The organism is Pseudomonas sp. LFS074, assembly GCF_047978165.1.
Taxonomy (GTDB): Bacteria; Pseudomonadota; Gammaproteobacteria; order Pseudomonadales; family Pseudomonadaceae; genus Aquipseudomonas; species Aquipseudomonas putida_P.
On sequence record NZ_JBFPFV010000002.1, the window covers coordinates 732,380 to 745,131 of the forward strand.

Consider the following 12,752-nt stretch of genomic DNA (forward strand, 5'->3'; position numbering starts at 1 on the left):
GGCTTGTTGGTATTGTTTTATGGGCGACATAAAGCGTCGCGGCCTGGGCACCATTGTTCAGAGGCCGCGACGCTTGAGTCCAACGATAAAAACCGCCGGTCTGGAACAAGAAAAACTGATCATGAACCTTCGCTTCCTCGAAACCTTCGTCTGGGTCGCCCGGCTCAAAAGCTTCCGCCTGACGGCGCAAAAGCTGTTCACCACCCAGGCCTCGGTGTCCAGCCGCATTGCCGCGCTGGAGGCCGACCTGGGCGTAAAACTGCTGCTGCGCGATTCCCGGGGTGTCAGCCTGACCCCGGAAGGTGGCAAGGTGCTGGAATATGCCGAGCGCATGCTGGAAACCGCCAAGGCCATGAAGCAGTCGCTGGACAGCGACCGGGCCAAGGTCGGGCGAATTCGTATTGGCGTGATGGACACGGTAATCCACACCTGGATGAGCGCGCTGGTGGCGGAACTGACCGAGCGCTACCCACAGGTGGAAATCGAGCTGGTGGCCGACACCGCGCTGAACCTGCGCGAGCAGTTGCAAAAGGGTTTTCTCGACGTGATTCTGCAGACCGACTTGCTGCGCGAGCAGTCCATCCGCAGCCTCGACCTGGCGCGCTACCCGATGGGCTGGGTAGTGGCTGCCGGCTCGCACCAGCACCGGGACTATGCCTCGCTGGCCGAGCTTGGTCGCGAGCGCATCATCACCTTCTCGAAGAACTCACGGCCGCACCAAGAGGTGCTGAGCCTGCTGCAAGCTGCGGGCGCAGAAGCGCCGCGGTTGAACTGCGTGAACTCGGTGGCGGCGATCACCCGGCTGTTGCGCGACGGTTTTGGCATTGGCGCATTGCCCCCAGCGCTGGTGGATGCCGAGCTGGGCCGGGGTGAGTTGGTGCTGCTGGAGGGGCTGCAACCGCCGCCGAGCCTGGAGCTGGTGGTGGCGTGGCAGACCGGGGTGGCGTTGGTGGATGAGGTGGTTGGGGTTTGTCGACAGGTGCTGGAAGCGTATGCGCGGGATGTGGGGGGGCAGCGGATAATGCTCTTCTGATACGACCAGCGTGGTTTTTGGACCACCGCATACGGTTCTCATCCCGTGAATGGCTGCCACCCAAGTCCTGTGGAAACGATTGAACTGGCGGTTCCAGCAGAGAAAACGCCAAACTCCGCACCTGATAATTCTGCCAGTAGTAAATTCGGGTTATGCCGCGTAGTTTACCGTTCGTGCAACTACTGCACACCAGCGTAGAGTGAACGATCATGAAAAGTGAACGGCAACTGCTTGAGGATCCATTTTACGGTGAGCCCAAATCATCCGACAGCCACCCCGGAAAGTTCAAAGGCAAGATGAAATGGCCACTCGGACGAGAAGCGCCTCTCAAACCTATCGATGTATATTTAACTATCAGTGATGCGAACTATTGGAGAGGTGTCGCCATTCTAGACAAACCGTTTGATCGCGTCGTCGTATCTATAAAAAAAGGACTTCCGGATGGAGTTTACTCGACCAGCGATTTCAACAATAATATCTTCGTCAAATGCATTTATGACGGCATGATTGCCGGCAGCATGGTTGGAACAGTAAAGTTTGATACAAAAATGGGAAACCTCAAGATTACCGATGTTTCTGGCAGTTTCGAGGCTGAGCACAGCAGGACGCCAGACATGCCCGCCCCCCTGAAAAATGCCCCTCCCAAAACAAACAAGGAAACATCCAAGTTCAAACTATCCTGCAATTTTGAGTTCTTGGATATTGCTAAATCATCCACGGACAAAACGTGATGAAATGCAGTTTCCTTCTCCAATTACAACATGGCTTTCATGCGACCGCCTTGTCCTGACGACTGCGTTCGCATGAGAGGCCCGGCCACGGCCTGCAGGTCATGGAGCCAGAGAGTGTCGCCGGCCCGACAATCTAGGCATCATTGCTAAAGCCCAGGGGGCGCTGCGCGCAGCTTAGCGCCAGCTTTCTTTCACCGCCCTGCGCCGCCCACCCAGGATCACCCAGCCAATCCCCAGCAACAGGCTTTCGACCACAAAGGCCAGCACAAACCCTGCGCCAACGCCCCAGCCAATCGCCTCGGGCACCAGCAAAATCTGGTAGCTGTAACCATTGAGGGTTTCTTCGCGCAACTGCGGGTCGGCCTGCACCAGCACATGCCAGGTACGCTCGGCCCACGGCCCTTGCAGCGCCTGCCATTCGTTTTCCAGCAGTTCGTTGCGGATCATCAGGCTTTCGATGCTGTTGGCATCACTGTTGAACACCGGGTCGTCACTGCTGCGGTAATGCTGCAGCAACGCCTGCAGGTCGCCTTTGAAAAAGCGCTCAGCCGTTTGCCGAAACCCGTCGAGCGCCTCGCGCGACTCGAACAGGTGCGCCTCGACCCGCTGGCTATAGTCCTTGACCAGCCCCGGGACCTGAATGCCGGCCAGCAGGCCGAAGGTGAACAGCAGCAACCGCAGGTAACTTCTGAACATGCAGCGTCCTTAGCTTTGGCCGTGCGCCACGCATTCGCCGTGGCGCCACAGCGCCCACTGACCCGGCTCGTAGCGGTGCCAGGTCTCGTTTTCGGTCAGGGCCTCGGTGGCGATCACCGTGACCACGTCGTTGGGGGTGGTTTCGGTATGGAAATCAACGATCAGGTCGACATCTTTCAAGCGTGCAGCGCCAAACGGCGCTCGCCGGGTGATGTGCACCAGCTTGGTCGAGCAGAAGCAGAACAGCCAGTCGCCGTCACTGAGCATGCAGTTGAACACGCCCTGCCCACGGTAACCCGCACAGGCTTCGACCAGCACCGGCAGCAGCTGTTCCACCGGCACCGGCTCTGGAAAGGCACTGCGAATGCGGTTGAGCAGGTCGCAGAAAGCCGCCTCGCTGTCGGTATCACCGACCGGCCGGTAGAAGCTGGCCTGGCCCTTGAAGTCGCCCAACTGGCCGTTGTGCGCGAAGCACCAGTTGCGCCCCCACATTTCCCGCACGAACGGGTGGGTGTTGGACAGGCACACCTTGCCGACGTTGGCCTGGCGGATATGACCGATCACCACTTCGCTCTTGATCGGGTAGCGCTGCACCAGGTTGGCCACTTCCGATTCGCTGCTCGCGGCTGGGTCCTGGAACAGGCGCAGGCCACGGCCTTCGTAAAAGCCGATACCCCAGCCATCACGGTGAGGGCCGGTGCGCCCACCGCGCTGCATCAGGCCTGTGAAGCTGAAAACGATGTCGGTAGGGACGTTGGCACTCATGCCCAGCAGTTCACACATAGGCGTGTCTCCGTTTACAGACGGGGCTCGACCCGGCCACCGCCACGCGGGGCGGCTGGGGGCGGGGCGTCACGGTAACGGTCGCCGCGCTCAGCGGCCAGCGGCGCATGGGCAACGACTGCATCATCTTCAACCGCTTGGCGCTTGGCGGCGGCTTCGGCCTGCGCGCGGCGCTCACGGGCGCGTTTTTCAAGCGGCCAGCGCAGCAGCACGAAGAGGAAATACAGGCCAAAGGCGATCAAGCCATACATGGCGAAGTCGGACACTGCTCGCCAGGCGTTGTTACCGACCTTGAAGGCGACGTCCAACGCGGTGATGGCAATGGCCGGGGCGAAGCTGTCCTTTACCGGGTCGACGATGGTCGGCGTCAGCAGCAGCACCGCCAGCACCACCCGCAGCGGTTCGCGCAGCCAGCGCCACATCCAGCCGGTGAGCTTGAAGCCCACCAGCAGGCAGCCCAGCGCGGCCACAGCGTACAGGCCCCAGGCGAAGGTGTAGTCGTTCTCGGTCATGGTGTTCGTGCAAGCCAGGCAAAGAGATGCCTATGATAAACACTTTTCCGGGCGCAGACAGTGTTTGCCTGTCCCCAGCCAAGAGATCACCCATGCCCAACAAGCCTCAGCCGCCCATCGCCCACGCCGATAACGCCGCCGACCCGTACGCCTGGCTGCAACAGCGCGACACCCCCGAGGTACTCGCCTACCTGCAAGCCGAAAACGCCTACCAGGAAGCCTGCCTGGCCGACCAGGCAGCGTTGCGTGAGCAGTTGTTCGAAGAGATCAAGGGTCGCATCCTGGAAACCGACCTGTCGCTGCCGTCGCCCTGGGGCCCCTACCTGTACTACACCCGCACCACCGCCGGCGACGAGTACCCACGTCACTACCGCTGCCCACGCCCTGCCGACGATTCGAACACCGTCGATGAAAGCCAGGAGCAACTGCTGCTCGACCCCAACGCCCTGGCCAATGGCGGCTTCCTGTCGCTGGGGGCGTTCAACGTCAGCCCCGACCACCGCCTGCTGGCCTACAGCCTCGACACCAGCGGCGACGAAATCTACACCCTGTACGTCAAGGACTTGGCCAGTGGCAGCGTCACGCCCCTGCCCTTCGACGACTGCGACGGCAGCCTGACCTGGGCCAACGACAGCCAAACGCTGTTCTTCGCCGAACTGGACGACACCCATCGGCCATGGCGCCTGCATCGCCACACCCTGGGCACTGACGCCGTGCAGACCGTGTTCGAAGAGCCCGACGGGCGCTTCTTCCTGCACTGCTATCGCACCAGCTCCGAGCGCCAACTGGTGCTGCTGCTGAACAGCAAGACCACCAGCGAAGCCTGGGTACTGGACGCCGAAACCCCGCAGGCGCCGTTCACCTGCCTGGCGCCGCGTGTCGAAGGCCATGAATATTTCCCCGACCATGGCCAGCTCGACGGCGAGTGGCGCTGGTTCATCCGTACCAACCAGGACGGCATCAACTTCGCTCTTTACCATGCCCCTGTCGCGCCAGTGCCAGGCCGTGAGCAATGGCAGGTGCTGGTGGCGCACCGCGACGCAATCATGCTCGAAGGCCTCAGCCTCAATGCCAGCGCCCTCACCCTGAGCCTGCGTGAAGGCGGCCTGCCAATCATCGAAGTACGCCCGCAGGGGCTGTCGGCCTATCGCGTCGAGCTACCCGACGCCGCCTACAGCCTGTACGTACAGGACAGCCTGGAGTTCGTCAGCACACGCGTGCGCCTGCGCTACGAAGCCCTCAATCGCCCGGCCCAGGTGCGCCAGCTGGAGCTGGCCACGGGCGCGCAGGTTGTGCTCAAGCAAACCCCGGTGCTGGGTGCGTTCGATGCCGATGACTATGTCAGCGAGCGCCTGTGGGCGACTGCGGCGGACGGCACCCAGGTGCCGATCAGCCTGGTACGCCGTCGCCGCGACCAGGGCAAGACCGTGCCGCTGTACCTGTACGGTTACGGCGCCTATGGGGAAAGCCTCGACCCGTGGTTCTCCCATGCGCGCCTGAGCCTGCTGGAGCGTGGCGTGGCCTTTGCCATCGCCCACGTGCGCGGCGGCGGTGAACTGGGTGAAGCCTGGTACCGCGCGGGCAAGCAGGAGTACAAGCACAACACCTTCAGCGACTTCATCGCCTGCGCCGAGCACCTGATCGCCAAAGGCGTGACGGCTGCCGATCGCTTGGCCATCAGCGGCGGCAGCGCCGGCGGCCTGCTGATCGGCACGGTGCTCAACCTGCGCCCCGAGCTGTTCCGCTGCGCGATTGCCGAAGTGCCGTTCGTCGACGTGCTCAACACCATGCTCGACCCCGAGCTACCGCTGACCGTGACCGAATACGACGAATGGGGCAACCCAGAGGAACCGCAGGTTTACGAGCGCATCAAGGCGTATGCACCTTATGAGAACGTAAAGGCCCAGGACTATCCAGCGATGCTGGTGGTGGCGGGTTACAACGACAGCCGCGTGCAGTACTGGGAAGCGGCCAAATGGGTGGCGCGGTTGCGTACGCGCAAGACCGACGACCACCTGCTGCTGCTCAAGACCGAAATGGGCGCAGGGCATGGCGGGATGAGCGGGCGATACCAAGGGCTGAAGGATGTGGCGCTGGAATATGCGTTCGTATTCGGCGAGCTGGGTATCGTTTGAGATAGCTAGGGGCGCTTTGCGCCCCTTTCGCGACACAAGGCCGCTCCCACACGAGTCCTGCGCGGTATCTGTGGAAACGGCCTAGTGTCGCGATGGGCTGCAAAGCAGCCCCAAAAACCACCGCCACACACGTCTGCTATATCAATCATCATCCACCGCCGGTTTCGGCGGTTCTGGCCGCAACCCCGGCAATGGCTGGTCCTTCGGCGGCCCGGGCACCGGCATCGGTGGCAACAGCGGCGCCCCCGGCTGGCTGTCATAAGCCTTGGGCGGCGTACTCGGGGTTATCTGCGGGTATGGCGTAGGCGTCGGCGTACCGGGTGCGCCGGGTACCGGGGTAGTGAGCCGGGGTGGCGTGCTGGCGGCTTCGGCCAGGGGCCAGCCTGCCAGCAACAGCGCGGTGAGGATCGCGTGAAACATCAGCAACCTCCTGTCGGGAACCTTCCAACAGCCTACGCCTAAATCAAAGCTTTCGCCTGTCCGCCTGCCCTGCAAGCGCGCTAGACTCAATGACATAACCGTCATCTGCCTGATCAGAACAAAGGAAACACCATGAGCTCCACCTCTTCCGCCGCCGCCACCGCGCGCCTCGACCGCATTCTGGCCGACGCCAAGCGCGACAAGGAAATGGGCTACCGCGACAAGGCCCTGAGAATGTACCCGCACGTTTGTGGCCGCTGCGCCCGCGAGTTCGCCGGCAAGCGCCTGAGCGAGCTGACCGTGCACCACCGCGACCACAACCACGACAACAACCCGCAGGACGGCTCCAACTGGGAGCTGCTGTGCCTTTACTGCCACGACAACGAGCACTCGCGCTACACCGACCAGCAGTACTTCAGCGAAGGCTCCACCAGCACCCCGAGCATCGCCAAGGCCACTCACAACCCGTTCGCTGGTCTTGCGGGCATGCTGAAGAAAGACTGACCATCGATTTGCCCCCCGCAGCTACCGGGCAGCCCGTATAATCGCGCTTTTTTCGCGAAGGGCCCCGGTACGTGGCAAACAAACGATACAGCTGCATCGGCCTGTTCAACCCAAAGTCGGCAGAAAACGTCGGCTCGGTGATGCGCGCCGCGGGCTGCTATGGCGTCAATTCGGTGTTTTACACCGGCAAACGGTATGAGCGCGCGCGTGACTTCGTCACCGACACCAAGCGCGTGCACTACGACATCCCGCTGATCGGCATCGACGATCTGCAGCGCATCATCCCGCTGGGCTGCACGCCAGTGGCGGTGGAGCTGGTGGAAGGTGCGCGGCCCTTGCCGGAATATACCCACCCGGACCGGGCCATCTACATCTTCGGGCCGGAGGATGGTTCGTTGAGCGAGGAAGTGCGGGGGTGGTGTGAAGAGACTATCTACATTCCGACCGAGGGTTGCATGAACCTGGCAGCGACGGTGAACGTGGTGCTGTATGACCGTTTGGCCAAAGGGCTGAATACCCGCTCGGGGCCCAAGTTCAAGTAATGAAAAGGCCGCCACTGCAACAGCAGGGGCGGCCAGGTGCTGAGCTCCGTCAGAACAGCACCGGTCTTGCTCGAATCACGAAGCGTTGATCCAGATGGTCTTCAGCTCCGTGTACTGGTCGTGGGCCCAGATGGACTTGTCGCGCCCACCAAAGCCAGACTCTTTGTAGCCACCGAACGGCGTGGTCACGTCACCTTCGCCGAAGCAGTTGACTGTGACCACACCCGCGCGGATTTCACGCGACAGGCGCAGCGCATTGCGCAAGCTGCCGGTGTAGGCCGAAGCCGCCAGGCCGTATACGGTGTCGTTGGCCAGCTCGATCGCCTCGTCGATGGTCTCGAAGCTGGTCACGCTCAGCACCGGGCCGAAGATTTCCTCGACGAACAGTTTGTTGTCACGGCCAACGTTGTCGACGATGGTCGGCTGCACGAACACGCCGTCCTCGGTTTCGCCCCCCTGAACGATGCTGAGTTTTTGCTCGGCAGCGTATTCCAGGTACGACTTGACCTTCTCGAAATGCGACTTGCTGACCATGGCGCCCAGGCGGTTGTCCGGGTCCAGCGGGTCGCCCAGCTTCCAGCCCTTCAGGTGCTTGGCGATGAGGCTCAGCAGCTCGTCCTTCACGTCCTTGTGCACGATCAGGCGCGACGAGGCCGAGCAGTTCTCCCCCATGTTCCAGAACGCACCTGCGGTGACGAACTGGGCCACTTCGTCCAGGTCCTCGACGTCGTTCATGACCACGGCCGGGTTCTTGCCACCCAGCTCCAGGACGATGCGCTTGAGGTTGGACTCGGCAGCGTATTTCAGGAACAGGCGGCCAGTGTCGGTCGAGCCGGTGAAGCTGACCATCGGGATATCCATGTGCCGGCCGATGGCCTCACCCACTTCGCGGCCACCGCCAGGCACCAGGTTGAACACACCGGCCGGGATGCCGGCCTCGTGGGCCAGCTCGGCCACGCGCAGGGCGCTGAGGGTGGTTTCTTTGGCCGGTTTGACCACAATCGAGCAACCGGCAGCCAGCGATGGGGCAATCTTCCAGGCCAGCATCAGCAGCGGGAAGTTCCACGGCAGCACCAGGCCGACTACGCCAATGGCTTCACGCACCACCATGGTGACGGCTGCGTTGCCGGTCGGCGCGGTGGCGTCGTAGATCTTGTCGATCAGCTCGGCGTGCCAGCGGAGCGTGTGGATGGTTTCCGGTACATCGACTGTCTGGCACTCGCTGACCGGCTTGCCACTGTCCAACGCTTCCAGCACGGCCAACTCGTGGGCATTGTCCTCCAGCAACTGGGCGAACTTCTGCAGCACGTGCTTGCGGTCGCTGGGCTGCATCTTCGACCAAGTGCCTGCTTCGAACACACGCTTGGCAGCGGCCACGGCGACGTTGACATCGTTGACGTCGCAGGCGGCGACCTCGGCCAGTTGCTTGCCGGTGGCCGGGTTGGTGGTGACGAAGGTCTTGCCCGAGATGGCATCGCGGAATTCGCCGTCGATGAAGGCCTTGGTCCGCAGTTGCAGTTCGGCGGCGATGGCCGCGTATTGTTCCTTGCTCAGCAATTCAGCCATTTTTCCGGCCTCCTTATTTGATCTGGGCGATGGTGGCTTTCAGCTCGGTGACCACGCGCTTGAGTGCTTGCTTCTCGGCGTCATCCAGGTCGTACAGCGGCTTGCGCACGCCGCCGGTTTTCAAGCCATTCAGGGCCACGCCGTTCTTGATGGCCTGGACGAACTTGCCACCTTCCAGGAAGTCCATCAGCGGCATCATGGCGGCCATGATCTTGCGGCCTTTGGCGAAGTCCTTCTCGATCACGCAGGCCTCGTAGAGGGCCACGTGCTCGCGCGGGATGAAGTTGGAACCGGCGCAGACCCAGCTCTGGGCGCCCCAGGCGAAGAACTCCAGGGCCTGGTCGTCCCAGCCGCACGACAGCTGGATGTTCGGGCGATGGATGGCCAGGCGGTGCAGCTGGGCCATGTCACCGGAGCTTTCCTTGATGGCGACGATGTTCTTCACGTCGGCCACGGCGTCGAAGAATGCTTCACCCATGCTCACGCTCATGCGGCCTGGGTAGTTGTAGAGCATGATCGGCAGACCGGCGGCAGCGTCGACAGCCTTCACGTGCAGGGCGATTTCCTGCTGGGTCGGCAGCGCGTACGGTGGGGTGCCGACCAGCAGCGCGTCAGCCTTGATTTCCTTGGCGTGCTGGGCGAAGGCAACCGCATCTTCGGTACGGATGCCACCGGTGCCGACGATCAGCGGCAGGCGGCCGTTGAGCACGTCCTTGGCCTGGGCAGCCAGGTCGATGCGCTCCTGGGTGGTGTGGGCGTAGTACTCGCCGGTGGAGCCGCCAATGATGACGCCGTGGACTTTCGACTCGACCAGGTATTCGAGGACCTCGGCGAACGCCGCCTTGTCGATCGAGCCGTCCGCAGCCAGCGGAGTGATTGCCGGGGTGTAGATGCCTTCGAATTTCACGGTAGGTTCTCCAGTGCGTTGCTCAGTGTTGTGAAGGCCGCAACGCAAAGACGCTGCGGCGGGTTGTAGGGTTTCAGCTCAGCGAAGCCGCTTGTTGCAGGTTCAGCGAGCGGGTTTCCGGGGCCAGGGCAACCGAGAAAGCCAGGCCGACGAAGGTCACGGCAGCGGCGGCGTACATGGTGGCGCCGATGCCGTAGCTATCGAGGGCGATGGGCACCAGCCAGGTGCCGACGGCGGCACCGACCCGCGACATGGAGGTGCCCACGCCCACGGCGCCGGCACGGATTTCGGTGGGGAACAATTCGTTGGGGTACACCAGCTGCAGCACCTGGGCGCCACCGATGAACAAGGCATAGGCACCAAACAGCACCAGGATGAGCATCTCGTTGCCGTTGCTGAAGGCACCCAGGCCCAGCAGCGCCAACCCCGACCAGAAGAAGCTGTGCAACAGCGTGGTGCGCCGGCCGATGGTGTTGAGCAGGCGGGTGCCCACAATACAGCCGACCACGAAGAGGAAGGTGATTGCAATGGAGCCGATCGATGCCCAGTCACCTTTGAGGTTCAGCGCGCCCAGCACTTTCGGGGCGAATGCGTACACCGCAAACACAGGGATCACCGAGCAGGTCCAGAACATGGTGACGAACAACATGCGCTTGCCATAGCCGGAGTGCAGCAGGCTGAGGAACGACAGTTTGCGGGTCTTGGGCTCTTCCGGCAGGTTGCTCAGCGAAAACCCCTGGCCGTAGACGCGCTTGATCACCTCATCGGCCTCGGCCGAGCGGCCCTTGCTGATCAGCCAGCGTGGCGATTCGGGAGTACCCAGGCGGATGGCGAACAGCAGCGCACCGATCACTGCGGCGCTGGCCAGCACCAGGCGCCAGGCATCGTCGCCGCCGTGGCGAAGGATGGCCTCACCCGCCAGATAGGCAGTGGCGGCGCCGGCAAACCACAACACCGTCAGGGTAGCCAGGCGCGGGCCACGGTTCTTCCTGGGCAGGAACTCCACCAGCAGCGACGTGGCGACCGGATATTCGATACCCACGGCAATACCGATGGCGAACCGCAGCAGGAACAATACCAGCGCCGACTCGACCCAGAACTGCGCGACCGAAGCCAGGATGAACAAGGTCGGGCCAACGAAGAACACGCGCTTGCGGCCGAAGCGGTCGGTCAGCCAACCGCCGAAGAAACCACCGAAGAAAATGCCGATCAACGCCGAGGCGGCGATCATGCCCTGCCAGAAACTGGTCAGGTTGAGCCCTGCGGACATCTGCACCATGGCCACGCCGATGATGCTCAGTACATAGCCGTCGACGAACGAGCCGCCACCGGAGCGCAGGGTCAGCCACTGGTGGAAGTTGTTGATCGGTACATCTTCAATCGAAACATTCGGACTTGTCATTATTGTTCCTACCATTTCTGCTACATGCACATTTGCAAGGCGAGCGCGTCCGCGAAACTGAAAACCGCCTTCAGCCCCGGGTGATCGAACTGCGCATCTCGATCATCAAGTTCGGGCAAGCCGCGCCCGTGCCGGCCAACCAATGCCGACGTAAATGTTCTATTGGCCTAACTCAGCTGACGATCAGCTTTCTTTGCCAGCGCGGAACTGCCCCCACATGAGGTTGGCGTTCAGCCCCAGGGAAACCAGGGGTTGCGGCGGGTTTGCAGAGGGCCCGGGGGCATTGAGCAAAAACTCGATCAGCTCGTGCTTGTCGCCAGCCAGCCAGTCGGCCAGCAACTTGCCGGTAACGGTGCCACGGGTAACGCCCAGGCCGTTGCAGCACAGTGCACCTACAACATTGGGCGCCAACTTGCCAAAGAAGCCCATGTGGTTGCGCGATAATGCCAGTGCACCGCCCCAGGTATATTCGAAGTTCACATTGGGCAACATCGGGAAGCGTCGGGCGAACGATTCGCGGTGGCGCTGGACGAAGCGCTCCAGGTATTTGCCATTGCTGCGCCCGTCGGGGTTGTAGCTGAAGCTGTTGCGGATCAACAGGCGGTTGTCGACGGTGCGGCGCATGGTGGTGCCGAACGGGTCGGCCGGGATCACGCCCCAGTAGGGCTTGCCGCCAAGACGTGCCTGTTCGTCCTCGGTCAGCGGCCGGGTGATGCTGCCGTAGGTGAACACCGGCAGCATGCGGCCCTTGAGGAAGCCGAAGCTCATGCCGAAGGCGTTGGTGGTGAGCACCAGCTTGTCGGCGGTGATCGAACCGTGGGCGTGGCGCAGCACCACCTTGTCGCCGTACTCGACGTCGGTGATCGGGGTGTGCTCGTACAACGAGACGTTGGACGGCAGGCTGTCGGCGAGGCCTTTGACCAACGCCGAAGGTTGCAGCAAGGCAGTGCCGGGCGTGAACAGGCCCTTGCGGTAGAAATCCGTGCCGATGTGCTCAGGCAGGTCGCGCCCCTCGACCACTTCGTAGGGTTGCCCCAGTTTGTCCAGCCCCCGGCGGTAGGCATCCAGCACGGCAATACCGCGGCCTTCGATGGCCGCCTGGTACTTGCCGCAGTGGCGGAACTGGCACTCGATGGCGTAACGCTCGATCAGGTCCTTGAGGTACTGCTGGCCACCCAGGTTGAGCTTGAGCACGGTCTTGGCGATAGCGATGTCGCCAATGTAGTCCTCGGCGCCGATATCGTGCGGCAGGTCGATGGCAAAGCCGGCATTGCGCCCGGAGGTGCCATAACCGACCTCCTGGGCCTCGACCAGTATGATCTCGTCATGCGGAAAGTTCGTTGCCAGCTGCCGCGCGGCAGCCAGGCCGGTGAAACCGGCGCCGACCACCACCCAACGCGCCTGGCTGCGGCCCTTGTGGGCCGGCCTTGGCGTGCGGGGCTTGCTCAGGTGATACCAGCCACAGGTGGCATCATCGGCGGGTAACGAACTTATTCTTGTCATGTCACAAACCTGGTTCTT

General features: G+C 62.4%; 13 protein-coding genes. 5 read left to right on the forward strand and 8 right to left on the reverse strand.

Features of this window, described 5'->3' with window-relative positions; all coding sequences use genetic code 11:
* The first annotated feature begins 121 nt into the window (after positions 1-121).
* Together ACNQP3_RS21405 and ACNQP3_RS21410 are read left to right on the forward strand one after the other, a co-directional pair.
* Positions 122-1,033, forward strand: coding sequence for a LysR family transcriptional regulator (locus ACNQP3_RS21405; protein ID WP_012273673.1), 912 nt, complete (start codon positions 122-124; stop codon positions 1,031-1,033).
* A gap of 209 nt (positions 1,034-1,242) precedes the next feature.
* Positions 1,243-1,764 (forward strand): hypothetical protein, encoded by a 522-nt coding sequence (locus ACNQP3_RS21410; protein ID WP_060515011.1) that lies wholly within the window; start codon positions 1,243-1,245, stop codon positions 1,762-1,764.
* 174 nt (positions 1,765-1,938) lie between these two features.
* On the opposite strand, the gene ACNQP3_RS21415 is transcribed toward ACNQP3_RS21410, so the two are convergent.
* From ACNQP3_RS21415 to ACNQP3_RS21425, 3 genes are read right to left on the reverse strand one after another with little or no spacing between them, the layout of a single operon-like run.
* Positions 1,939-2,460, reverse strand: coding sequence for a DUF2937 family protein (locus ACNQP3_RS21415; protein ID WP_012273675.1), 522 nt, complete (start codon positions 2,458-2,460; stop codon positions 1,939-1,941).
* 9 nt (positions 2,461-2,469) lie between these two features.
* Positions 2,470-3,243 carry a class II glutamine amidotransferase gene (locus ACNQP3_RS21420; RefSeq protein ID WP_012273676.1) on the reverse strand — a complete coding sequence of 258 codons (774 nt, stop codon included), beginning with the start codon at positions 3,241-3,243 and terminating at the stop codon, positions 2,470-2,472.
* 14 nt (positions 3,244-3,257) lie between these two features.
* Positions 3,258-3,755, reverse strand: a complete 498-nt coding sequence (locus ACNQP3_RS21425) for a hypothetical protein (RefSeq protein ID WP_060494510.1) — start codon at positions 3,753-3,755, stop codon at positions 3,258-3,260.
* Positions 3,756-3,847: 92 nt separating this feature from the next.
* Here ACNQP3_RS21425 and ACNQP3_RS21430 point away from each other — a divergent pair, with 92 nt between their 5' ends.
* Positions 3,848-5,890: a S9 family peptidase gene (locus tag ACNQP3_RS21430; RefSeq protein WP_012273678.1), complete on the forward strand. Its 2,043-nt coding sequence runs from the start codon at positions 3,848-3,850 to the stop codon at positions 5,888-5,890.
* Between the two features lie 141 nt (positions 5,891-6,031).
* Here ACNQP3_RS21430 and ACNQP3_RS21435 read toward each other — a convergent pair whose 3' ends face one another.
* Positions 6,032-6,310 (reverse strand): hypothetical protein, encoded by a 279-nt coding sequence (locus ACNQP3_RS21435; protein ID WP_012273679.1) that lies wholly within the window; start codon positions 6,308-6,310, stop codon positions 6,032-6,034.
* 132 nt (positions 6,311-6,442) lie between these two features.
* On the opposite strand from ACNQP3_RS21435, the gene ACNQP3_RS21440 reads away from it, so the two are divergent.
* Entirely contained in the window at positions 6,443-6,814 is a 372-nt protein-coding gene (locus ACNQP3_RS21440) for a YajD family HNH nuclease (protein WP_003254676.1), read from the forward strand.
* A gap of 71 nt (positions 6,815-6,885) precedes the next feature.
* Positions 6,886-7,356 (forward strand): RNA methyltransferase, encoded by a 471-nt coding sequence (locus ACNQP3_RS21445; RefSeq protein ID WP_012273680.1) that lies wholly within the window; start codon positions 6,886-6,888, stop codon positions 7,354-7,356.
* Positions 7,357-7,431: 75 nt separating this feature from the next.
* Here ACNQP3_RS21445 and ACNQP3_RS21450 read toward each other — a convergent pair whose 3' ends face one another.
* From ACNQP3_RS21450 to ACNQP3_RS21465, 4 genes are all read right to left on the reverse strand, one after another.
* The gene (locus ACNQP3_RS21450; RefSeq protein ID WP_012273681.1) at positions 7,432-8,922 is read right to left on the reverse strand and encodes an aldehyde dehydrogenase; all 1,491 of its coding nucleotides are present in this window, start codon (positions 8,920-8,922) and stop codon (positions 7,432-7,434) included.
* 13 nt (positions 8,923-8,935) lie between these two features.
* Positions 8,936-9,829: a dihydrodipicolinate synthase family protein gene (locus tag ACNQP3_RS21455; RefSeq protein ID WP_012273682.1), complete on the reverse strand. Its 894-nt coding sequence runs from the start codon at positions 9,827-9,829 to the stop codon at positions 8,936-8,938.
* 73 nt (positions 9,830-9,902) lie between these two features.
* Positions 9,903-11,231, reverse strand: coding sequence for an MFS transporter (locus ACNQP3_RS21460; protein WP_060494512.1), 1,329 nt, complete (start codon positions 11,229-11,231; stop codon positions 9,903-9,905).
* Positions 11,232-11,414: 183 nt separating this feature from the next.
* Complete coding sequence (locus tag ACNQP3_RS21465; protein ID WP_264316468.1) at positions 11,415-12,734, reverse strand: NAD(P)/FAD-dependent oxidoreductase; 1,320 nt, start codon at positions 12,732-12,734, stop codon at positions 11,415-11,417.
* Between the last annotated feature and the right edge of the window lie 18 nt (positions 12,735-12,752).